Genomic DNA, 21,980 nt, shown 5'->3' on the forward strand with positions numbered 1-21,980 from the left:
ATTATGTTAGAATATTCAGGAAGAATTGAATCGAGGATTTAGAATGTTTTTATCAGATGAGTGGAGTGATTATAAGGTGCTCGATACCGGCGACGGTATGAAGCTCGAGCAATGGGGAAACGTAATCCTTTCCCGGCCCGATCCGCAGGTGATCTGGGCAAAACAGGCTCCCGCGCTTTGGCGGGACGCCCATGCGGAATACCACCGCAGCGAACGCGGCGGAGGACAGTGGAGCTATCTCAAAACGCTTCCCGAGCGCTGGACTATCAGTTATCGCGATTTGCAGTTTTATGTGCGTCCCACAGGCTTTAAGCATACGGGGCTGTTTCCTGAACAGGCTGCCAACTGGGATTTTATGGATAGTATGATCAAAAATTCCGGCTTTTCTCCCCGCATCCTGAACCTGTTTGCATATACCGGCGGAGCAACGCTTGCATGTGCGGCTGCCGGAGCGCAGGTTACGCACATCGACGCGGCAAAAAGCATGAACGGCTGGGCGAAGGAAAACCTTGCGCTCTCAGGCCTTTCGGACAGGCCTGTGCGCATCCTTGCGGACGACTGCCTGAAATTTGTACTGCGGGAACAGCGCAGGGGCAACCGCTACGATGGAATCATCATGGATCCGCCAAGCTATGGCAGGGGCTCTGACGGCAGGGTGTTCCGGACTGAGGACAATCTTTTCGATCTGGTATCCGAAACCGCAAAGCTGCTCTCAGATACGCCGTTGTTTTTTATCATCAACTCCTACACCACAGGGCTTTCCTCCGTGGTCAGCAGAAACCTCCTGTCCATCTGTCTTTCCGGGCGGGGCGGCACAGTGGATGCTGACGATTTGTGCCTTCCGGTGGAGGGCCAGAATATCTTCCTTCCCTGTGGCACAACGACAAGGTGGCACATATGATTCCGCAGATACTATTTGAGGACAATCATCTGGTCGTTGCTGTAAAGCCACAGAATATGCCCTCGCAGGCAGATAACTCCCACGATGCTGATTTTCTCAACGTCATCAAGCGTTACGTCAAGAAAAAATACGGGAAACCGGGCGACGCATACATTGGACTTGTGCACAGGCTTGACCGTCCCGCAGGCGGCGTGATGGTGTTTGCGCGCACATCCAAAGCCGCTGCGCGGCTATCCGCACAGATAAAAGATGGCACGCTCAAAAAAAGCTATTATGCCATTATAACAAATCCGGTCCCGCCCAAGGGGACGCTCTGCGGCTATCTCTTAAAGGATGCCAGAACGAATACTTCTCGCGTTGTTCCGGAGGATACCCCGGGCGCCAAACGCGCAGAGCTGTCCTATTCCATCGCCTGTTCGGACGGGCCGTACTCCCTTGCGGATATTGCACTTAAGACGGGACGTTCACACCAGATACGCGTGCAGTTTTCCCATATGGGGGCTCCGCTTCTTGGAGATGTGAAGTATGGCGGCATGGAAAACCCAAGGCTGTGCCTGTGGTCGTATTCCATTTCCTTGATTCATCCCACAAAAAAAGAGCGGCTGACCTTTACCTGTCCGCCGCCCAATCTCTTTCCATGGCCCCTGTTTTTTGATTAATCAAAATTCACAAGCGGGAAATCGATATCCTCTGTCTGGATCATCTTCCCGTTCAGATATTCGAGCATATTGTTCACGCCCGTATCAAAACTGATCGTAGTCGCCCATAACGCCTGGTATTTGATGCCAAGCTTTTTGTTTGCCTTCATATCCCCATAGAGGTTATCCCCCAGGATCGGGAAACCCGCCGCTTCCATATGCGCGCGCTCCTGATTCAGGTACTGAGTCACCGGTTCGATATCGATAATGCTGTATATTCCATTGCTTTCCACCACCTGATAACGCGTATAAATAGGCACGCTGCCACGCAACTTCGTTTTTGCGACACGGTAATTGTCCTTATCGTCCTTCACATAAAAATGCTGAAATTGCCCGCGCTCATATTCCGGACACCCCTTAACAATGGCACGAAAAACACGTTTAATACGCCGCTGGCGGATTGCTTCACGGATCGCCTCGAAATATTCGGCATTCTTGGCAAACATCACAAGCCCGCCCGTATAAATATCGAGCTTAAAGCACATAAATGGAATACAGCCGGATTCTTCGGAATATTCATTTCCGTCCTTCATATAGTTAATTACCATAGACATCAGCTCCGGCGCGTTTGGCGTCGCAGCGGTGCAGGTCACGACCGTTCCCGGCTGCTTGTTGACCACAAGGATGTTCTTATCCTCGTATACCACATCAAGCAACGGAAACCGCTCATATTCCACAGGCACATACACCTCTATGATGTCGCCGTCCTCCACCTCAAAATCCTTCTTGATGCGGCAACCGTTCAGCTTAATATCGCCTGTTTTGATCATCTTTTTCAGATTCAGTTTTTGAAGCTCCGGTAAAGAGGCAGCAACGCACTGCGTTACCTTGCTGCCTTCCTGCTCCTTCTCGATTTCCAGTTTGATCATGAATGTCCCTCTGCCTTTTACGCTTCTAGTGGTAGCGTGTTTTTTGTGATATACTATATATTGTATTATAGCCTTCAAGCAAATAATTTGCAATTCTTACTGATATAATATATATTAAAAACATAAAAAGCAGAAGGAGGACTTCTATGGATCAGTTATCATGCGTTTTTAACCGCCGCAGCGTCCGCAAGTATACGGATCAGCCCGTATCCACGGAGCATGAGGAGCTTTTACTGCGTGCGGGTTTATGCGCTCCCAGCGCGCACAATTCACGGCCGTGGGAATTTATTGTAGTGCGTGATAAGGACGTACTAATGTCGCTTTCACAGCTGCGTCCCTATTGGAAGCTATTGAAAAATGCCGCCCTCGCAATCATCGTTTGCGGTGATGTTGCGGATTATCATGGCTCCACCAAAGAATTTTTCATTCAGGACTGCTCGGCTGCCACGCAAAATATCCTGGTCGCTGCAGAAGGCCTCGGGCTTGGAGGCGTGTGGCTCGGCTGCTATCCCACCGAAGGCGCAAAAGGCGTTGCAGAGCTGCTCTGTATTCCGGAAGGCGTTATCCCGGTGAGCGTTATATCGATCGGGCATCCCGCCGAACACGCAAGGCCGCACAGCGGAGTCGAACCGTCTAAAATCCATTACGACAAATACTGATTAAACAGCGCTTGACATACCTTGAACATCTATGTATAATCCAAGCATAGGTATTCAAGGTATTTTTTGTGCAAAATTATCGTTCTGTAATCTCAAAGGAGGTAACCATGAAGTTTGACAAAAACATGACCTCAGTAGGCACTTCGCTCCTGATTCTCCATCTTCTTGAAAAGGCCGATATGTACGGCTATCAGATTATCAGCGAGCTCGCGCAGCGTTCCAACCACGTGTTTGAATTTCAGGAAGGCACGCTGTATCCTGTTTTGCATAGTATGCAAAAGGATAAGTATATCGAGTCCTATAGCGTCAAAGCTGAAAACGGCAGGCTGCGTAAGTACTACAAAATCACGGATAGGGGCATCAGGCAACTCTCCAGCAAAAAGAAAGAATGGCGTATATTTTCTTCCGCCATGGAAAGCATGATGGGAGGTACCGTGTGATGGGATTCAGCAAAACCAATTTGCCCGATCGAAACAAAGGGGTGATCTATCATGAAGCTTGGTGAAACAGCTTTAGCGTATATTGCATCCGTTTGTGGCAAGATCAAAGACCGCCGTGCGCGGGAAGCTCTTCGCGAGGAGCTTACCAGCCATCTGGAAGAAATCATTGACCAGTTGGTTTCGGAAGGATACGAAACGGATCGTGCTGAATTTGAGGCGGTATCGCGTATGGGCGATCCCCGTACGATCTCAGGAAATATGAACAAGGTCTATTCGCCGGTGCTCTACACGATTGCAAAATATTCCTGTCTTGTGGTCACCTGCGTGCTGTTCCTGCTGAATATTGCGCCCTTTCTCTTTTCAGGCAGCAATTTTCCGCCTGCGCTTATATCAGATGTCGGCACCATCGGCGGTGCGGACGGCCCGACGGCGATCTATGTTGCGACTACGTTTCCCTTAGCCGCCCTCTTTTATCTCTTTCTGTTTGCTACGCTCTTTCTTTTCCTGTTTCCGCTCCTGAAAAATACAATCCACAAAAGCCGTAAAAAATAAGGACAAAAAACACCCGGAAAGAATCCGGGTGTTTTTGATTCGCTATTCGTTCTCTATCATACCGTTTCGTAAATTCCGGTCGTTCCCGTACCGATATGATCTGATATCCGACTCCTTTGCTTCCATCCCTGCAAGCATATTTTATCATGCCGGGTATCTGGCTATTCCCTGCCCGGGAACAAATCCGCATAGCGCATTTCTTTTCCGCAGCCGCTTTTAAAAACAAGCGTTTCCTTCGTGACGCACATTGGTACGTGGGGCACGCCGGTATCGTCTATTTCATCCCCGCACACCTCGAAGCCGAAGTTTTCATAAAACCCTTTGACTCTTTTTTGCGCAGTGAGGCAAACCTTTGACGGCTTGAATTCAAACGCTTTCACAAGCAGCACGCGCATCATCAGGTCGCCGATGCCCTGTCCCCTGTCTTCCTTCAGCACGCATATCCTGCCAATACGAAAGGTTTTCCCGTCGTGGTATACCCTGCCGGTACCCACCGGCCTTTGCCCGTCATAAATCACGACGTGCATTGCCTGATCGTCAAATACATCAAGCTCTTCCTCTTCCGGAAAGCCCTGCTCCTCTACAAATACCGCATGGCGGATCATCTTTGCATCCGGAGCATCTTTTATCCCGCAAAACCACTGGTTCGTAATCAATATTCCGGCGCCTCCTCGTCGTCATGGACATAATCCACTTCCATATATTTCGTGTATTCACCCTGCCATTGCATAGAGATCGCCCCCGTTGGGCCGCTCCTTTGCTTTGCAATGATGACACGCGCTTTTCCAATATTTTCCGGCGTTTTATCCTCCGGGTAATAATCTTCCCTGTGCAGGAAGATAACAACGTCCGCGTCCTGCTCGATCGCACCTGATTCACGCAGATCCGAAAGCATTGGGTACCGCGACTTTTTATCACGTTTTTCCGAAGCACGCGAAAGCTGTGAGAGCAACAGGATCGGCACGTTCAGGTCTTTTGCCATGATCTTTAGCGACCGCGTGATCTGCGCGACCTCCTGCTGGCGGCTTTCCACGCGTCCCGAGCCCTGCATAAGCTGTAAATAGTCGATCGCAATGAGGCCAAGCCCCTTGCTCTTTTTGAGGCTTTGCGCCTTTGCAAGCATCTCCGTCGGCGTAATGGAGGCAGAATCGTCAATATAGATTTCCGTTCCGGAAAGCTCCTTGATTGCCTCGGCAAATTTGTTGATTTCCGCAGCGCCGATTTTCCCCGTACGCGCATCCTGGCTGTCTACCCTTGCCTGAGAGCACAGCATACGAGTCGCAAGCTGGTCTGCCGCCATTTCCAGAGAAAACACAAGGCATACTGCCTTTTGCGTCAGGCCAATATGCTCTACCATGTTCATGGCAAAGCTGGTTTTACCCATACCCGGACGGCCCGCGACAACAATGAGCTGCCCTCCCTGCAAACCGGAAAGCATTTTATCCATCAGCGGGAATCCTGCCGGAAGGCCCATCAGGCCGTCCTTGTTTTTCATTGCCTCGCTGATAATCACATAGCTTTGCTGAAGCGCGGTCGAAAGATGCTGCATTGTGCTCTTATCGTCCTGCAGCGCAAGACTCAGTATCGCCGTCGCCGCGGTGTTTGCAATTACGCGCGCATCCTGTTCGCCACGGTAGCAATCATCTGATATCTTCATACATACGTCAATCAGCTTTCGCAGCGACGCACGTTCCTTCACAATATGGATATAATGCCTGATGTTTGCAACAGAAGGAACTGCCATCGTCAGGTTGGAAAGGTACTCCATTCCGCCCATCGGCATCTTCCCCGCCTGCTCGAGCTTCTGGCTTACCGTTACCATGTCTACCGACACGCCCTCGCGCACAAGCTCGTCCATCGCACCAAAAATACTGCGGTGCTGCTGCTGGTAAAAATCGTCCTCGTGCAGCGACTCCATCGCCTCAAATACGCATTTTTCACTCAGCAGCATACTGCCCAGTATCGATTGCTCCGCCTCAAGGTTGTTTGGCGGTATGCGCCCCGCGGGCAAACGCACGCTGTTTTGTTCAGCCATCGATAACCTCTACCTTTAACGCGGTGCTCACTTCCGCATAAACCTTAACGCTGACATTGTATTCTCCAAGCTCTTTGATATTGGGCACAGTAAATTTCTTTTTGTCGATCATAACGCCTGTTTCCTTCTGAAGCTCCGCAGCCACTTCCTTTGCGGTGATCGCGCCAAAAAGCTTTCCGTTTCCGCCATGCTTTGCCTTGATCGTCAGTGTCATTCCGGCAATCTTTTCCGCAAGCTCCTTCGCATCCTGTTTTTCCACCGCTTTTTTATGCTTTTCCGCAGCAATCGCAATGTTCGCCGCATTCAGGTTTGCCGCTGTCGCCTGTTTTGCCAATTTTTTAGGGAACAGGTAATTGCGCGCATAGCCGTCGCTCACATTTACGATATCCCCTTCTTTTCCTTTTCCTGCTACGTCTCCTGTCAAAATAACCTTCATGTTTTAGCTCTCCTTTTTATAATCTTCGATTGCCTGCCGCAGTTCGTCGTTTGCTGTCTTTTTATCGGTTCCTTTCAGCTGCGCCCCCGCAATGGTAGCGTGGCCCCCGCCGCCAAGCTTTTCCAGAATACGCTGCACATTAATCCCGCCGATTGACCGTCCGGAAATGATGATCGTATCCCCCTGCCCGCACAACACAAACGAGGCGTTTATCCCACGGATGCCAATCAGGGAATCCGCGGCCTGCGCCGCAAGCATCTGTGGATTTTTCGCATCGTCCGGGCACCACGAAATCGCAATGCCGTCCGGCAGAACCTGCGCGTTTTGTACGACGCTCGCCCTTGTGGAAAATGTTTCCAGATCATCCTGGAACAAATGCCTGATAGACGTGGTATCCGCGCCAAGCTTGCGCAGGTATGAGGCCGCCTCAAATGTCCTGACGCCTGTTTTAAAGGAAAATCCTTTGGTATCGATTGTAATTCCCGCCAAAAGCGATTCCACTTCAAGCGGTTTGATGTAAATCTTATCTGAGAAATATTCCAGCAGCTCGGTCACCATTTCTGCCGTTGAAGACGCATAAGGCTCCAATAGCGAGAGCGTCGGCATTTCAATATGCTCCGTACCGCGCACATGGTGATCGATCACCACAAGCGTCTTTGCTTTGGAAACAAGCTGCGGGGCAATCGTAAACGACGCAATCTGCGTATCGAGGATCACCAGCATGGATTGCTCCTCCAGCAAGCTGTTTGCCTCAGCCGGTGTGATCAACACATTATTGTAATCCGGATCGCGCTTCATCTCGTCCACAAGCCCCTGCACCGCGGCATTGGATTTATCCAGAACGATATATGCCTTTTTTCCGACCTGCCTCGCGCAGGCAAATATCCCCATCGCCGCCCCCATGCAGTCAAGGTCCGGCACAGTATGCCCCATAATAATCACACGGTCGCATTGCTCCATCAGGTTTTTCAGGGCGTGGGAAAACATTCTGGCTTTGACGCGCGTACGCTTTTCGATCGCCTGCTGTCCGCCGCCATAGAACTTATATCCTGCTTCATCCTTAATGACAGCCTGGTCCCCGCCGCGCCCAAGGGCCAACTCAAGGGCTGCAATCGCGCTGCGGTTGGCGTCCTCCGGCACATTTCCCACACCCACGCCCACACTGAGCGTAGGCACAACGGCATTTGTCCCCGTATCAACGCGCTTCACCTCGTCGATAAAAGAAAATTTTGACTGCATCAGCGCCGACAGGTAACGCCGCTCAAAAATCATCAGGTATTTGTCCCTGTCGTATTTCTGGTAAACGCCTTTAAGGCATTTTGTTTGTTTGGAAATAATACGGTCAATCTCCGCGTCAATATTGGCATGCCTGTTTTGGCTTGTCCCGCGCAGCAAATCGCCATAATTATCCACCTGTATGTGCGCGGACGTCGCCATAACCGTCCTGCACAGGTCGGATGCTTCATAAGTGTTTCCCACGTCAATCAGGCGGTAAATCATATAGTCCACGCCGTCGAACCTGGCAGGTATCGCCTCTTTGAGGTATGTCACGTTGCCGATCTTTACCTTTTTGTCCTTTTCCGGCTTGTATAGCTGCGGAAAAATGCGAAACAGGTTTTGCCCCTCGCAGCGTCCGCCAGCAAGCAATGCAAATGCAGGATTATGCCAGCCAATCATCCCGTTTTTCCTGGTGATAGCCGTGGGCATTGTCACCGCGCTTACGTATTTATCCATCTGCTCCGAGCAGCTGGTCAGGACTTTTCCCGCGATATAAAACCACCGTTCCTTACGCAGCGTCGATATTACAAAATACACGATTGCCACAACGAATATCATTACGATCACTGCTGTGCGAAGGCTTGGCGGCTCCATCAGCATCGTCACAAGCAGTGCCGCAGCAAGTAATACCAAAAACACAACAAGCTCTGTCGTTATATAACTGCTTCGTTTTTTCTTCGTCATGCTAAGGCCTCTCCACTGCGTGTGTGTACTCAATCCCGACACTAATCCATAATATTATATTATAGCCTTTTGGGCATATAGTCAACTATACCCCGCCTGTTTTACATTGCGTCACAAAAAAAACAGCGCCCGTTCTTTCGAACAGACGCTGCCGTTTTTTTCGTTAGTTCGCGTAAACGCTTACCTGCTTCTTGTCTCTGCCTTTGCGTTCAAACTTTACAATACCGCTTGTGAGAGCAAACAGAGTATCATCATTGCCACGGCCTACGCCGTTGCCCGGATGGATTTTTGTCCCTCTCTGGCGAACCAAAATGTTGCCCGCGAGTACATACTGTCCGTCTGAACGTTTGATGCCAAGGCGCTTCGATTCGGAGTCGCGTCCGTTTCTTGAACTACCTACACCCTTCTTATGTGCCATGTGAATCACACCTCGCTTCTACGTTAAATTCCTGATTATTCTGCGTCTTTTTTAGCAGTTTCTTTCTTCTCAGCTGTTTTTGCAGCCGGCTTCTTTGCCGTTGTTACCTTTTTCTCGCCTGTCGCAGCCGGTTTCTTTGCCGCGGGCTTCTTTGCAGCAGCCGGTTTTTCCGCCGTTGCTTTTGCCGGTTTTTCTGCAGCCGGTTTCTTTGCAGCCGTTGTCTTCTTAGCTTCCGTCTTTGCAGCCGTTGCCTTTTCTGCTTTCACAGTCTTTTCAGCTGTTTCCACTTTTGCAGCTTTCGCCGGTTTTTCTTTTGCAGGAGCAACTTCCGAGCCAACCTGAGTGATTTCCACTTTTGTATACGGCTGTCTGTGTCCCTGTTTTTTGCGATAGTCTTTTTTTGGCTTATACTTGAACACGATCACTTTTTTCGCTTTATCTTGCGCAAGCACTTTGCCTTTGACCGCAACATCCTTCAAAATCGGATCACCGACGGCAACTTTCTTGCCATCCGATGTCAGTAAAGCTTCAAAAGCGACCTCGCTGCCTACCTCTGCGTCGAGCTTCTCAACCTTGATGACCATTCCAGGTTCTACTTTATACTGCTTACCGCCTGATTTGATAATTGCATACATAACATTTACCTCCCTTGCCCAGTCTCGCCGCAATCGGTCCATATCCTGCGATATGCGTTTCGCACCTTATGCGAGCGGCTCAGTTAAATATGTTACCACACAAAGCGGCCTCTGTCAACAAAAAACCTGTGTGTCAGACAGGGAGTTCTTGTCTGTAATGCGCGTTATGACGATCTGCTCCGGATGCGCGTTCGGCACACTGCGAATAAAGAAGTGCGCATTTTCATAATGCGGGAGCACAGCCTGGTTCTGGTTGTTGCGCGAAACAATATAATTCGCGAGATTGCCGTTCACCTCTACCACGAACATTCCCTGCTCGTCCGGGTTTACCGTGCGGATAATTTCCCTTCTCAGGCGCATTGCCATATTTTCCAGATTGTATACCCTTCCGGAGCCGCTGCAGCACGGGCATGTTGTCTGCGTGAGCGAAGAAAGCTTACGTCGCGTTTTCTTGCGCGTCATTTCCACAAGCCCAAGCTCTGTCATGCCGATCACGTTGGATTTGGTCCTGTCGTTTTTGAGCGCACGCGTGAGCTCATCCACAACCTTTTGTTTGTTCTCCTCATTATCCATGTCGATAAAATCGATCACAATGATACCGCTTATGTCGCGCAGCCGAAGCTGCTTGGCAATTTCCTGCGCCGCTTCGATGTTGGCGTTTAGAATGGTATCCTGCAGGTTGTCCTCGCCGATGTATTTACCGGTATTGACGTCCACCACAGTGAGCGCCTCCGTCTCGTCGATCACAAGATAACAGCCGTTTTTCATCCACACCTTGCGCTGCAGCGCTTTGCTGATTTTATCTTCAATCTCGTAGTAATCAAAAATATTCCCTTCATGCTCAAACAGCTTCAGCTTGCCGTCCATGCCCGGTGAAATAATATTGACCACCGCAAGAACCTTGTCATAATAATCCTTGTCGTTGATGATAAATTCGGAAACGTCCGCTGTGAACATATCGCGCACCGTACGGAACAACAGTGTTTCCTCTGCGTGTATCAGGCGCGGAGCGCTCACAAAGTCCGCTTTTTCCTGAACTTTCTGCCAAAGGCGCACGAGGAATTTCAACTCTGCCTCAATTTCCTCCGGATCCGACTTTTCAGCCACGGTACGCACGATCACGCCCATGTCCTTGGGTTTGATCTCTGTCAGGAACTCTTTAAGCTCTTCACGTTTTTTTTCATCCGCAATACGCCGCGAAACGCCGACATGGTCTACCGTAGGCATCAAAACAAGCATCCTGCCCGGCAGGGTAATGTGCGTTGTGACGCGCGCGCCTTTCGTGCCGCCCGGCTGCTTCAAAACCTGCACCATAATTTCCTGATTCGGCTTTAAAAGCTCCTTGATGTTGGGCACTTCCAGCTTTTTCTTCACCGGGCCTTCGTCCGCGTTTTCGTCAAAAATAAAATCCGACTCGTCGCAAAGAATATCCCCTGCGTATAAAAACGCATTTTTGTCGAGCCCTACATCTACAAACGCAGCCTGCATTCCCGGCAAAATATTGGCAACCCTACCCTTATAAATATTTCCGACGAGGCGTTCCTTGCCGCGTGTCTCCACCTGGATTTCGACAAGATCCCCATCATCGAGCAGCGCAACCCGCGCTTCATGCGCATTTGCATCGGCTATGATTTTTTTAATCATTCCAATCTCCTTAAACTTTTTAAAAAACTATATCTCACTAAACGGCATCACTTCGCCGTTCACAATCGCGTAACATTCCTTCCGGCAAATGTCGCAGTCCATTTCCGCCGCATCCATCTCAAGACGCAGAACGTTTGCAACCACAGCCGGATTCAAAGCGCCGTCGTTAGCGTTTTTTACAAGCAGCGAGACGACTTTACCATTGGTATCCGCTTTTAAAATCAGTGGGCGGATATCTATTTCCCTGCCTTTCCTGTCCCTTGCCATATAGTGCCCGGAAGCAGTCAACGCCATCACAGCATCTTTTATTTTAACATATTCCCCATCATTTTCAAAATGAAAATTGAGTTCGTAAAGCGCGCTATGGTTGTGCGCCATCAGCTTTTTATTGTCTTTTGCCATATGCACGTGCAGAATGCGTATCTCCTCCGGGAAAACCGAATTGAACGCTTCCTTCATTTCTTCCGGCGGCATTTCCGATGCAAGCGACAGCTCCAGGTAATCGCCGTCCGTTGCGTATCCCACTGAGAGCGGGGAGGCAAACGACATCACAATATGCGGATTAAAACCATGCGAATATTCCGCGTCGATACGCGCACGGCGAACCGCCCGTCCAAACGTGCGTTGCATATCCAGATGTGAAATATACTTTGCCGCGCCATGGCGGCTGTATTTGATAATCGCTTTCATACTTTTTCTCTCGTCACAAACCCGCAGTCTTTTTGCAGGCCGCAACCCGCGCAGCGTTTCCTGCACTCGGGCGTTGTCGTTTCTGCATAGGCCTTCGCGCGTTCTTTGAGCAGGAACGCCTTGTCGATCCGGCAGTTGATGTGCTCAAACGGCATCATTTCCTCATCGCTGCGCACACGGTTTGCGTAGAAAGCGGGATCGATCCCGCAACGTTCAAACGCCTCCAGATAGCGCTCCAAAGAAAAATGCTCATTCCACGCATCAAAAACCGCACCGTTTTTGTATGCGTCCAGCAGCGCAGCGGAAAGCCTCCTGTCCCCTCTTGCAAGCACCGCTTCAAGAAAGCTCAGCGACGAATCGTGATAGCTGAACTTCACGCCCTTCATTTTGAGCTTGCCGCGCAGGAACTGCTGCTTTTGCCGAAGCTCCTCCATGGTGTCCTGCGCCTCCCACATGAAAGGCGTACAGGGCTTGGGTACAAAACAGGAAGCCGAAACGTTGATATTAATAAACCCATTGCGTTTTTCCCTTGGCACGCTGTAAAACGCCTCCCTGATTTCACGAACCAGGTTTGCAATCCCAGTAAGGTCGTCGTAGGTTTCTGTCGGAAGTCCGATCATAAAATAAAGCTTTACTGTGGAAACGCCGCTTTCAAACGCACGCACCACGGTTTTCATGATCATTTCCTGTGTGATATTTTTATTGATCACATCGCGCAGGCGCTGCGTACCCGCCTCGGGCGCAAACGTAAGGCCTGTTTTACGCACTTGCTGCAGGCCCGCTGCCAAATCCTTTTCAAAGCTGTCCACCCGCAGCGAGGGAAGCGAAACCGACACCCTTTGTGCGGAAAATTCATCCACCAGTCCTCCCACAAGCTCGTCGATTTGCGAGTAATCGCCTGACGATAGCGAGGAAAGCGAAATTTCATCATACCCGGTAGACTCGATCACACTTCGCGCCGTATCCCGCACCGTCTGCGCTTTGCGTTCGCGCACCGGCCTCATTGCAAAGCCTGCCTGACAAAAGCGGCAGCCGCGGGGGCAGCCGCGCATAATTTCCAGCGTGCACCTGTCATGTACCGTATTTATATACGGCAAAACCGGCTTTCTGATTGTCTGCTCAGCGTCAAAATCCTTTACGATCCGCCTTGTTACGGTCTGCGGCGCGCCTTCCTTTGGCGTAATCGAACGAATCGTACCATCCTCATGATAGGTTATCCCGTACAAAGACGGCACGTAAATCCCATCGATCTGCGCCGCCTCCCGCAAAAACGCCTGGCGCGAAAATCCCGCTTTTTTATGCCGCCGATAAAGCGCGATCAGCTCGCGCGTTACCTCCTCGCCCTCACCAACTGCGAACAAATCAAAAAAATCGGCAACGGGCTCCGGATTTATCGTACAGGCTCCGCCGCCCAGAACAAGCGGATCGCCATCGCCCCGATCCTTTGAAAGCAGCGGGATGCGCCCCAGCTCAAGCATCGTAAGCACATTGGAATAACACATCTCGTAGGAAAGATTGATCCCTACAATATCAAATTCACAAAGCGGCTTTTTCGTTTCCAAAGACCGAAGCGGTTCCTCCCCGCTTCTCAGCTGCTCTATCATATCCACCCACGGGCAGAATACGCGCTGCGCGTAAACGCCGTCGATGGCGTTAATTACCTCATATAATATATTGATTCCAAGGTGGCTCATTCCAACCTCGTATGTATCCGCAAAACACATTGCAAAATCCACTTCCGCGTTTTGCTTGTAAACGGAATTCAATTCCCCCCCGGTATACCGCGCGGGCTTTTCCACATGATCCAGTATTGACAATTTCTACTCCTGACAACCTCTAAAATTTTATATCGCCGGCGATATCCGCACAGGCTTAATCCGTAACATTCTTTCCTATTGCCCCTGCCATCTCTGCCTGCGCATATCCACGCTGATCACCATGCCAAACGCAATACAGTTTGTGACCATGCTGGAGCCGCCGTACGAGAAGAACGGCAAAGGAATGCCCGTTACAGGCAATATGCCCAAATTCATACCGATGTTTTCCACCACATGGAACAACGTCATTGCGGCAACGCCAACGATAATATATGCCCCAAAATCGTCTTTGGCGCGAAGCGCAAGCATAAACGTGCGTCCAATCAACAGAAAATACAGGATGATTAATATCAGGCCGCCCAAAAAGCCGAACGCTTCTACCGTCACCGCAAATATAAAGTCATTGTGTTTTTCAGGCACATAATTCAGCTGTGAAAGCGATCCCGGCGCGAACAGGCCTTTTCCAAGGAACTGCCCGGAACCGATGGCAAGCTTTGCCTGATCTACCTGCATCGTTGCGTCTGCGCTCTGTGCGCTCGGATTAAAGAAGGACAGGATACGCTGCTGCTGGTAGTCCTTCATGGAAAACCACAGGATAGGAGCCGCAATCGCAATGATCAGCAGCAACCACAGCACCACCTTCCAGTGCACCTTGCCCATAAACAGCATCGCGGCAAAAATGAACAAATATACGACAGCCGTACCAAAGTCCGGTTGTATCATAATCAGCACGACAGGGATCATCACGCGCCACAATGCCGGAAAAATATCCCTCATCGTCTGCAGCCCGTCGTCGTTTCCTTCCGTTTTATCGGATAATACCTTTGCAAGGACAATAATAATCAGCACCTTACAGACTTCGCCCGGCTGGAATCCACGGTTTCCGATCATAAACCAACCTGTCGTCCCGTTCTGTTCGCTGCCAAGAAACATAACCGCCACAAGCAGCGCCACCGTCGCCCAATACAGCAGGTCTGTGATATGCGCGACGCTGTGGTAGTCCACCAGCATTACCAAAAACATACAGAAAAGGCCGACGATAAAAAATATGACCTGCCACATCGCGGAATTCAGGTTCAGGTTTGCGAAAAATTCCGCAAACGTTTTTTCATCGCCTGTAAACGGGCTTGCCGTTGCATTTACAATGGAAAGCACGCTGTAGCCTACCAGTATGAAAATAATCACAACCAGCGTCCAGTCCACGTATTTCCACATGTTTTTGTTAATTACTTTTGTCTTCATCCGTTCTCCGTTATTTTACAAAAAGACCGCGCACGCAACACGGTCTTTTGATTAATACGTCCCTTGCTTATCTTCCTGCGTTTTTTACCATCTGTTTGATCTTTTTGATCGGGATGTTCATCGCGATCTGAGAGGAAACGCCTTCCTCTTCCTGATTCTGCACACTCTTGAAGTCGATCTCAAATTCCGACTCATCGATTTCAACATATTTTGAAATCACCTGCATGATATCTTTTTTGATCATATTGATCATATCGTCGTTTGAGGTTGTGCCCGCGCGGTCATAGATAAGAACCAGCTTCAGCCTGTCCTTTGCCACCTGGCTGCTTTTCTTTTTATTAAAAAACCATCCCATGCTAACGACCTCCGATTATTTTGAAAAGAGCTTCTTCAGCTTACCAAAGAATCCTGATTTTTGTTCCAGGTTCAGCATAGGAACATCCTCGCCCATAATGCGCTTTGTTACATTGCGGTACGCCTCGCCCGCAAGCGAGCTGTTATCCGTAACCGCCGGTTCTCCCAGGTTGGAAGAACGGAAAATAAGCTCGTCCTCAGGAATCACGCCAACAAGGTCGATCCCCAGGATCTCAAGCGTATCGTCGATCGCCAGCATATCGCCCTTGCGTACAAGATCCGGACGCAGGCGGTTGATGAGCAGCTTTACGTCGTCAACGCCATTTGCTGAAAGAAGTCCGATGATTCTGTCTGCATCGCGCACAGACGAAACCTCCGGCACAGTCACTACAATCGCTGATTTCGCCCCTGCAACCGCGTTTTTGAATCCGCGCTCGATGCCTGCCGGGCAGTCGATCAGCACATAATCAAATTCCTTTTCAAGCTCTGCTACGAGCTCCTTCATCTGCTCGGGCGCAACCGCCATCTTGTTTCTGGTCTGTGCCGCGGGAAGGAGGTAAAGCCCCTCGTAGCGCTTGTCCTTGATGAGCGCCTGCTTCAGCTTGCAGGTGCCCTCCACAACGTCCACAAGATCATAAACGATCCTGTTTTCCAATCCAAGCACCACGTCAAGGTTACGAAGCCCAATGTCCGTATCTACCAGTACTACCTTTTTTCCCTGCATTGCAAGTCCCGTTCCAAGATTTGCCGTGGATGTCGTCTTTCCCACGCCCCCCTTGCCGGATGTGATTACAATTACATTTTCCATCTGTTATGATACCTTCCTTACAGCGCTCACTTTGTTCGCTTCCCAAGGGGAACACGCTGTTCCCCTTGGGTGATCCCCTCGCTCAATGTTATTTTGCTTCGCGCTTACCACCGCTCGCAAAACCGATTGATTCCTGACGATCCCCGCAACTTTGCACGCGCTTATTATTTTCTTCTTTCCCTATCTCAAGCTGACAGGGCGGATAACCACCTTGCCATCCTTAAACTCTGCTATTTCAGCGTCGTGTGCATCCGCCCGCTCATTTGGGAACGTAACGACGCGTCCTGAAATCCGCATCTGCTTTGGACACATATTGAGCGCAGCCACGCATACGTCGGTCCTTCCCGCGCATCCTGCGTGCGCCAGACCCCGCAGCCTTCCAAAAACAGCGATGCTGCCGCCGGCGATCACCTCCGCGCCCGGATTTACGTCCCCGACCACGACGATATCCCCCTCGCACTCGATACGCTGACCGCTCCTGATCGTGTTGTTGATAAAGATCGACTGCGCGTCGAAATAGGCGTTCGACACAAGCTCCACTTCGTCCGTATACTCATCCACCGGCGCATGGGCACGCCTCACTGCGGACGGTTTCTCAATCGAAATCTCCGCCTCCTGCACACGCTCCGCCTCATCGCCGCAGTAAACGTTGCGTATGCCAAAATCCATCGCGAACACACGCTTGATTTCATTAAATTGAGCATTGGAGAGCTCTTTTCCCCTTATCACAACCTTTGTACCGGAATCTTTAAAGAAGCTCTGGTTCTTTTTCAGCTTGTCCATCAGTTCTTCGCGCAGGACGGGATAAGTAGACTTTTCATCAAGATAGATTTCCAATCCGTCTTCTTTTCCCTTAAATGTCACAATACTCTGCATGGTTCTTCCTTCCTCCGCCTTCCGGCCTTCTGTATGGTACAAAAATACGCACTTTATTACGCACTACATTATACATGATATCATAACGCTAAGCAAACTGTTTTTCCCTTGCCTTAAGGTATCAGCGTGTTTTCTGAAGGCAACTCGTTCGCCTCCTCCTGCTGCTTGCCGTCGAGGTAATACTGAATGATATCCTTTGCCGCAGGAATCGCGTGCGATCCCGACATTCCGTTCGGTATGTAGGACACAACAGCAATCTCCGGATCGTCCTTGGGCGCAAACGCCACAAACCAGGCGTTCGTTTCCAAATCGATGTTGGACACCTTACCGGAGCCCGTCTTGCCCGCAATGTCGTTTTCATACGGCCAGCCCTTGAAGATATCTCCGGCAGAGGTGTCCTCGCCCGATACCACCTTGGACATCCCGTCGCGCAGCGCCTCAAAGTACTCCTCAGGCGCATCGATCTTGTTGTATACCACCGGCTCCTTCTGCTCCACCACATTTCCGTCCGAATCGAGGATGCTGTCTACGACATGCGCCTCGTACACGGTTCCGCTGTTTGCAATCGCCGCCACATAACGTGCAGCGGCAATCGGCGTGATCGTCGTACTGCCCGAACCAATACCGGAAATAATCGTCTTTATTGGATTCCAGCGAAGCTCCGCAATGATACCGTTGATCTGGTTGTCCCAACCCTTATTGGAAGATACCGTCTCCGGGATCTGCAGCTCCTCGCTCAGGATGGCCCTGATTTGCGAACCGACCTGCGTGTTATCCGGATCCACAAGCTGTATCAGCTTTTCCGCCGTTGTTTTGAGCTGCTCGTCCGTATAAGTAATGTCCCTGCCTTCTTCTCCGACCTCATCCCTTAAAAAAGTGATCAGCGAGCTGCGCACCAATGCAGGCAGCGAGGTTTTCTGATTATCAATGGATTTGGTCTTATCGTAAAGGGTTTCCTGGTTACCGATTGCTCCGACCGCTTCGCCTGTAAGCTCGATCCCTGTCGTAGAGGTAAGTCCAAACTGCTCGCCCCACTTCACAAGGTTATCTACGCCTGTCCTGTGGGCGACTTCATAGAAGAAATAGTTACAGCTGTGCTCAAGGCCCAGCACAATATCCTGGTTGGCATGTTCCGGAACGCTCGACATCCCCTTTACGTAAGCCCAGCAGGCCGGAACGTCGTCGCCGGTATAGCCTTCCTGTACGTCGATATTATAAAGGCCCATATCGCTGATTTCCTCATGAAGTCCGAGGTCGCCTTCCATAAGGCCCGCAAGGCCGGTTACCATCTTGAAAATAGAGCCCGGAATTCCCGTCGAGGAGATCGCATTATTAAACATCGGGCGCGTTTTGTCGTCCTGTAATTCCTTAAGCTGTTCTTCCGAAACTCCGCCCGAAAAAATGTTGAGGTCATAAGACGGATAGCTCGCCATGGCAAGTATCTTTCCGGTATTGACATCCATCACAATGAGCGCACCCGATTGCGCGAGATTCAGCTTATCGAAATTAGTCGTCTGGCCTTCTTTTAGCGACCGTTCATCCAGCTTGGTATCATACCCAACATATCCCTGCCTGTCGTATCTGTTTTCCGGATCATTATACTCAGCAACCTGCTCTTCATAAACGCTCTTAACGTTTGCCTCGATCGCTCTTTCCGCTTCCATCTGCAAATCGAGATCCAGCGTCAGCCGCACATCGCTTCCTGAAATCGCCGGAGTGCTCGAAACCTCTTTGATGACCTTGCCCTTACTGTCGACCTCTACCTGTCGCGTCCCCTGCTTTTCCGTTGAATTTCCAGTCAGATATTGCTCCATCGTACTCTCGATGCCCGCTACGCCGATTTTATCCTCCGATGAATATCCCTTATCCTGGTATTCCTTAACGGTATCTTCGTCAACCATTTTCCCCATGTATCCAATAATATGCGCCGCAACGCTGTCCTTTGGATACACGCGCACAGCGCTTTCCGCCACCTGGATGCCGTCAAGCTGGTCCGCCTTCGCCTCGATTGCCGCAACCGTGTCCATATCGACGTTACTGCAAATCGTAATCGGCTCGTACGCACGGTAAGACGACAACTGCACCTCCTGCCAGATTGACAGCAGCTTACGCGCCTGCTCGTAGGTATATTCCTCCGGGATACGGTAGCGCGTGCGCATATCGCTGTAAAGCGCCGCCGCGTCCGCTGTTTTGGAGGCAAACATATTTGTGCGCCATCTTTCCTCGCGTGTTTTAACAGCTTCCTCGTCCGTGATCCCAAAATCGAACGCAAACGTGCCGTCGTCCTGACGTTTGATTGCAAACGTATCAATCGTCGTGCCGCCGTTTTGTTCAATGATCTCGATCGTCTGCATGAGGACGTCCGTATAGTAGGATTTGTCTGTCGTTGAATTTTTGGAAGGGTCCCTTACGAACTGGATATCATAGCTGCTTTGGTCGTACGCAAGCGGTATCCCTGAATTGTCGGTAATCTGCCCGCGCGAACCCTTTACGGAAAGCGTCCTTACCTTTTTACTTTCCGATTGCGTTGTAAGATCGCCGCCCTGGGCAAGCGTAAGATTTCCAAGTCCCGCCGTTAAAAATACAAAAAGCGCGACAATAATTGCCAGTCCGGCAAAAAACCTGTTTTTTAATTTTTTCAGCATCGTTTTCCCTCATAAATTACCGCTTCTACTTTCATGCGGTCAAAGCCTTTTCGCCACGCTGCTTCCCTCAGAAGTCCTCCGGGCGATAAGCGACGGCCGGACGCATCCAGCCATTCTTATATAGTCTTGCAAATAACAGATAAGCGACGATCAGCAGCCCTCCCGTAAGCGCCGCCGTAGGAAGCGTATACCTTACGAGGATGGACAGAAAGTCAAACCGTGCGCCTAACACATACACAATGAGCGCCATTACCGTTTCCTTGATCACATATCCTGCCGCGCCCACCAAAAACAGGATCAGTACGTTGAATTTCTCTTTGTTACGGAACGCAAGGAACACAATGGCCGCTGCCACCGTATAGCTCAGCGCATATACGCCAAGTACAGTGGAATACATGATATCCATAAAAAGGCCTGTTCCCGCGGCAAAAATGATCGCAGCTCCGCTTTTGTCTACAAGCGCCAGCGCAAGGACAATCAAGAGTACGATATCCACCTGTATCCCCGCGAGATTAAGCCCGCTGAATACGGAACCCGATAAGATTGTGCTTACAATGGCAAACAATACCAAAACAACATATCTCATCTTTTACTCCTGCGCGGCTGCTGAAGCCGATGCCGATGCCGATGCGCCCTGCGAAGCCTGCGCGTCCTGCCCGGTTATCACTTCATTTGCCGCCTGCTGCGTCCCTGTCGGTTCGCCGTCTGTTGACACCACCACAAACACTTCTTCCAGCCTGCGGAAATCAACCGCGGGCGTAATTTTAACATTCTTTCCGTCTTTCTCCGTATCCGTCGACTTTGCAACCTCGCCAATCACAAGGCCTTTGGGGAATATCCCATCCAGACCCGAGGTAATGACCCTGTCGCCTTCCGCCACATCCGCGTCGAGCGGCAAATAACTCATGTAGAGCGATACGTCAAGCGCATCGTTTGCTATATTTCCTTTTACCGCTCCTACGTCGCGCGTGCGTTCCATGATAGCCGATACGCTGCTCCTCCCATCAATGATCGCCATGACCTTTGACGAATTAAGGCTGACCTCTTCCACGCGGCCAACAAGGCCATCCGCGGTAATGACGGGCATATTGACCATAATGCCGTCTTTCCTGCCAAGGTCGATCGTAAATACGTCAAACCAGTTGCCCGGATTTTTTCCTGTGATCGTCGCCACCTTGAGCTCCTGCGACGTATTCTTCTGCTTATATTCGAGCATTTCCTTCAGGCGCTCGTTTTGCGCTTTCAGCTCGTCATAATTGTTCGATTGGCTTTTGATCGTTTCAAGCTCGCTTTCGAGCTCCTTATTTTGCTGGGCCGTATCCCCGGTATTCACAAGGCTGTCAAAAAATCCGCCGATCGAATTTGACGCCTGATAAAAGAACTCCTGCACCGGTGTAAAAATTCCCCCTGCTTCGCCCGCGCCCCGTGAAATACTGCTGCTGTTGCCGGACATTACCAAAAGCACAATGAGTATCACAATTACAATAATTGTTATAAGGAGCGGTTTATTTCTAAATACACCCACAGCCTGTCTGCCTTTCCATTGTTTTCGATATCCGCCGTGCAAAACGGTTTGCCCCGTTTTATGGCAGACTCCGATTATTTTTTCAATTATACCATAAAAGGTGTATGCTTGTCATACGCGAAAGTAAACTTTTTGTAACAAAGCCGCCACTCTGTCCCTTATATCAGAATTAACATGAAAAAAGACAAACGCATTTGAGCGCTTGTCCTTTTGTATGTCGATATTCCTATTTTTTCAGGCAACTGATCAGAAAGCTTTTTGCTTCCTGCTCATCCGAAACTTCTTTGCATTCCCCGGTGATATAGCTGATTGCATCCTCCCATTCGGAAAAAGAATAAGCCCGCGGCTCGATACCGTCCATAATTTCAGAAAGCCCCGGGAATAAATATGGCTTGCGTAAATCAGACAAATAGGCACAACCAGCCCTTTCCGCTAAAAAGTCAAGCAGCGTGCTTTTGGTATCTTTTTTCCCTGTTTGGCTCATGCGTTCCACCTCAATCCAGTACATCCAAGTCTCGAATTGGTCAAAAAAGTAGACTTTTTTGACCAATTAATAAATCCGGGCATTTTGCTGCATTTCCCCCAAAAATGCCCCGATATTTAATCTTTTAATCTTTTTTATCAGTATAATTCATATGGCTATAAAAGTCTACTTTTTTTGTCACTTCTTTTTATTATTTTCAACAATTTTTACCCATTTGAAAAATGTGTTATGCGTAATATAAAGCCTGCGCGCCGCCTCTCTTCCGCTGATTTTGCCTTCCTTCCAGATAT

General features: G+C 50.0%; 23 protein-coding genes. 5 read left to right on the forward strand and 18 right to left on the reverse strand.

The annotated features are described in order from the left end of the window. The first annotated feature begins 43 nt into the window (after window positions 1–43). On the forward strand, window positions 44–901 hold the full coding sequence (locus CHK_RS02245) for a class I SAM-dependent methyltransferase (protein ID WP_046442411.1): 858 nt from the start codon (window positions 44–46) through the stop codon (window positions 899–901). Further along, complete coding sequence (locus CHK_RS02250) at window positions 898–1,560, forward strand: RluA family pseudouridine synthase (protein WP_046442412.1); 663 nt, start codon at window positions 898–900, stop codon at window positions 1,558–1,560. The genes CHK_RS02245 and CHK_RS02250 overlap by 4 nt, the downstream gene beginning before the upstream one ends. Here CHK_RS02250 and CHK_RS02255 read toward each other — a convergent pair. Continuing rightward, complete coding sequence (locus CHK_RS02255; protein ID WP_046442413.1) at window positions 1,557–2,468, reverse strand: pseudouridine synthase; 912 nt, start codon at window positions 2,466–2,468, stop codon at window positions 1,557–1,559. The genes CHK_RS02250 and CHK_RS02255 overlap by 4 nt on opposite strands. Window positions 2,469–2,614: 146 nt before the next feature. Between CHK_RS02255 and CHK_RS02260 the strand changes: the two genes are divergently transcribed. The 3 genes from CHK_RS02260 to CHK_RS02270 all read left to right on the forward strand — a co-directional run bounded on the left by CHK_RS02260 (window position 2,615) and on the right by CHK_RS02270 (window position 4,119). After that, window positions 2,615–3,127 (forward strand): nitroreductase family protein, encoded by a 513-nt coding sequence (locus CHK_RS02260; protein ID WP_046442414.1) that lies wholly within the window; start codon window positions 2,615–2,617, stop codon window positions 3,125–3,127. Window positions 3,128–3,234: 107 nt separating this feature from the next. Beyond that, complete coding sequence (locus CHK_RS02265; protein ID WP_046442415.1) at window positions 3,235–3,567, forward strand: PadR family transcriptional regulator; 333 nt, start codon at window positions 3,235–3,237, stop codon at window positions 3,565–3,567. A gap of 51 nt (window positions 3,568–3,618) precedes the next feature. Beyond that, entirely contained in the window at window positions 3,619–4,119 is a 501-nt protein-coding gene (locus CHK_RS02270) for a permease prefix domain 1-containing protein (protein WP_046442416.1), read from the forward strand. 161 nt (window positions 4,120–4,280) lie between these two features. Here CHK_RS02270 and CHK_RS02275 read toward each other — a convergent pair whose 3' ends face one another. The 17 genes from CHK_RS02275 to CHK_RS02355 all read right to left on the reverse strand — a co-directional run bounded on the left by CHK_RS02275 (window position 4,281) and on the right by CHK_RS02355 (window position 21,714). Then, window positions 4,281–4,775 carry a GNAT family N-acetyltransferase gene (locus CHK_RS02275; RefSeq protein WP_052740181.1) on the reverse strand — a complete coding sequence of 165 codons (495 nt, stop codon included), beginning with the start codon at window positions 4,773–4,775 and terminating at the stop codon, window positions 4,281–4,283. Continuing rightward, complete coding sequence (dnaB, locus tag CHK_RS02280; RefSeq protein WP_046442417.1) at window positions 4,772–6,154, reverse strand: replicative DNA helicase; 1,383 nt, start codon at window positions 6,152–6,154, stop codon at window positions 4,772–4,774. The genes CHK_RS02275 and dnaB overlap by 4 nt, the downstream gene beginning before the upstream one ends. After that, a complete protein-coding gene (rplI, locus tag CHK_RS02285) occupies window positions 6,147–6,590 on the reverse strand; it encodes a 50S ribosomal protein L9 (RefSeq protein WP_046442418.1) in 444 nt (147 codons plus the stop codon). Before rplI ends, dnaB begins: the two co-directional genes overlap by 8 nt. A gap of 3 nt (window positions 6,591–6,593) precedes the next feature. Beyond that, window positions 6,594–8,552: a DHH family phosphoesterase gene (locus CHK_RS02290; protein WP_052740183.1), complete on the reverse strand. Its 1,959-nt coding sequence runs from the start codon at window positions 8,550–8,552 to the stop codon at window positions 6,594–6,596. Between the two features lie 163 nt (window positions 8,553–8,715). Further along, window positions 8,716–8,970 (reverse strand): 50S ribosomal protein L27, encoded by a 255-nt coding sequence (gene rpmA / locus CHK_RS02295; protein WP_046442419.1) that lies wholly within the window; start codon window positions 8,968–8,970, stop codon window positions 8,716–8,718. Between the two features lie 35 nt (window positions 8,971–9,005). After that, window positions 9,006–9,605 (reverse strand): 50S ribosomal protein L21, encoded by a 600-nt coding sequence (rplU, locus tag CHK_RS17105; RefSeq protein ID WP_046442420.1) that lies wholly within the window; start codon window positions 9,603–9,605, stop codon window positions 9,006–9,008. A gap of 114 nt (window positions 9,606–9,719) precedes the next feature. After that, window positions 9,720–11,249 carry an Rne/Rng family ribonuclease gene (locus CHK_RS02305; protein ID WP_046442421.1) on the reverse strand — a complete coding sequence of 510 codons (1,530 nt, stop codon included), beginning with the start codon at window positions 11,247–11,249 and terminating at the stop codon, window positions 9,720–9,722. Window positions 11,250–11,276: 27 nt separating this feature from the next. Further along, a complete protein-coding gene (locus CHK_RS15480) occupies window positions 11,277–11,939 on the reverse strand; it encodes a TIGR03936 family radical SAM-associated protein (RefSeq protein WP_052740186.1) in 663 nt (220 codons plus the stop codon). Continuing rightward, entirely contained in the window at window positions 11,936–13,756 is a 1,821-nt protein-coding gene (locus CHK_RS02315; RefSeq protein WP_046442422.1) for a TIGR03960 family B12-binding radical SAM protein, read from the reverse strand. The genes CHK_RS15480 and CHK_RS02315 overlap by 4 nt, the downstream gene beginning before the upstream one ends. Window positions 13,757–13,831: 75 nt before the next feature. After that, window positions 13,832–14,998, reverse strand: a complete 1,167-nt coding sequence (rodA, locus tag CHK_RS02320) for a rod shape-determining protein RodA (protein ID WP_052740188.1) — start codon at window positions 14,996–14,998, stop codon at window positions 13,832–13,834. Between the two features lie 67 nt (window positions 14,999–15,065). Continuing rightward, the gene (minE, locus tag CHK_RS02325) at window positions 15,066–15,353 is read right to left on the reverse strand and encodes a cell division topological specificity factor MinE (protein WP_046442423.1); all 288 of its coding nucleotides are present in this window, start codon (window positions 15,351–15,353) and stop codon (window positions 15,066–15,068) included. A gap of 15 nt (window positions 15,354–15,368) precedes the next feature. Further along, entirely contained in the window at window positions 15,369–16,160 is a 792-nt protein-coding gene (gene minD / locus CHK_RS02330) for a septum site-determining protein MinD (protein ID WP_046442424.1), read from the reverse strand. A gap of 180 nt (window positions 16,161–16,340) precedes the next feature. Further along, complete coding sequence (minC, locus tag CHK_RS15485; RefSeq protein WP_052740191.1) at window positions 16,341–17,036, reverse strand: septum site-determining protein MinC; 696 nt, start codon at window positions 17,034–17,036, stop codon at window positions 16,341–16,343. 113 nt (window positions 17,037–17,149) lie between these two features. Then, entirely contained in the window at window positions 17,150–19,681 is a 2,532-nt protein-coding gene (locus CHK_RS02340; RefSeq protein ID WP_046442425.1) for a penicillin-binding transpeptidase domain-containing protein, read from the reverse strand. A 67-nt stretch (window positions 19,682–19,748) separates the two neighbouring features. Beyond that, complete coding sequence (mreD, locus tag CHK_RS15490) at window positions 19,749–20,267, reverse strand: rod shape-determining protein MreD (protein WP_052740193.1); 519 nt, start codon at window positions 20,265–20,267, stop codon at window positions 19,749–19,751. 3 nt (window positions 20,268–20,270) lie between these two features. Beyond that, entirely contained in the window at window positions 20,271–21,206 is a 936-nt protein-coding gene (gene mreC, locus CHK_RS02350) for a rod shape-determining protein MreC (RefSeq protein WP_052740195.1), read from the reverse strand. A 226-nt stretch (window positions 21,207–21,432) separates the two neighbouring features. Beyond that, window positions 21,433–21,714, reverse strand: coding sequence for a hypothetical protein (locus tag CHK_RS02355; protein ID WP_131924801.1), 282 nt, complete (start codon window positions 21,712–21,714; stop codon window positions 21,433–21,435). Between the last annotated feature and the right edge of the window lie 266 nt (window positions 21,715–21,980).

The sequence above is a fragment of the Christensenella hongkongensis genome (genome assembly GCF_000981035.1).
GTDB classification, from domain to species: domain Bacteria; phylum Bacillota; class Clostridia; order Christensenellales; family Christensenellaceae; genus Christensenella; species Christensenella hongkongensis.

Coding starts and splice junctions, on each gene's coding strand:
- CHK_RS02245 (WP_046442411.1), top strand. CDS start 44: ATGTTTTTATCAGATGAGTGGAGTGATTATAAGGTGCTCGATACCGGC.
- CHK_RS02250 (WP_046442412.1), top strand. CDS start 898: ATGATTCCGCAGATACTATTTGAGGACAATCATCTGGTCGTTGCTGTA.
- CHK_RS02255 (WP_046442413.1), bottom strand. CDS start 2,468: ATGATCAAACTGGAAATCGAGAAGGAGCAGGAAGGCAGCAAGGTAACG.
- CHK_RS02260 (WP_046442414.1), top strand. CDS start 2,615: ATGGATCAGTTATCATGCGTTTTTAACCGCCGCAGCGTCCGCAAGTAT.
- CHK_RS02265 (WP_046442415.1), top strand. CDS start 3,235: ATGAAGTTTGACAAAAACATGACCTCAGTAGGCACTTCGCTCCTGATT.
- CHK_RS02270 (WP_046442416.1), top strand. CDS start 3,619: ATGAAGCTTGGTGAAACAGCTTTAGCGTATATTGCATCCGTTTGTGGC.
- dnaB (WP_046442417.1), bottom strand. CDS start 6,154: ATGGCTGAACAAAACAGCGTGCGTTTGCCCGCGGGGCGCATACCGCCA.
- rplI (WP_046442418.1), bottom strand. CDS start 6,590: ATGAAGGTTATTTTGACAGGAGACGTAGCAGGAAAAGGAAAAGAAGGG.
- CHK_RS02290 (WP_052740183.1), bottom strand. CDS start 8,552: ATGACGAAGAAAAAACGAAGCAGTTATATAACGACAGAGCTTGTTGTG.
- rpmA (WP_046442419.1), bottom strand. CDS start 8,970: ATGGCACATAAGAAGGGTGTAGGTAGTTCAAGAAACGGACGCGACTCC.
- rplU (WP_046442420.1), bottom strand. CDS start 9,605: ATGTATGCAATTATCAAATCAGGCGGTAAGCAGTATAAAGTAGAACCT.
- CHK_RS02305 (WP_046442421.1), bottom strand. CDS start 11,249: ATGATTAAAAAAATCATAGCCGATGCAAATGCGCATGAAGCGCGGGTT.
- CHK_RS15480 (WP_052740186.1), bottom strand. CDS start 11,939: ATGAAAGCGATTATCAAATACAGCCGCCATGGCGCGGCAAAGTATATT.
- rodA (WP_052740188.1), bottom strand. CDS start 14,998: ATGAAGACAAAAGTAATTAACAAAAACATGTGGAAATACGTGGACTGG.
- minE (WP_046442423.1), bottom strand. CDS start 15,353: ATGGGATGGTTTTTTAATAAAAAGAAAAGCAGCCAGGTGGCAAAGGAC.
- minD (WP_046442424.1), bottom strand. CDS start 16,160: ATGGAAAATGTAATTGTAATCACATCCGGCAAGGGGGGCGTGGGAAAG.
- minC (WP_052740191.1), bottom strand. CDS start 17,036: ATGCAGAGTATTGTGACATTTAAGGGAAAAGAAGACGGATTGGAAATC.
- CHK_RS02340 (WP_046442425.1), bottom strand. CDS start 19,681: ATGCTGAAAAAATTAAAAAACAGGTTTTTTGCCGGACTGGCAATTATT.
- mreD (WP_052740193.1), bottom strand. CDS start 20,267: ATGAGATATGTTGTTTTGGTATTGTTTGCCATTGTAAGCACAATCTTA.
- CHK_RS02355 (WP_131924801.1), bottom strand. CDS start 21,714: ATGTACTGGATTGAGGTGGAACGCATGAGCCAAACAGGGAAAAAAGAT.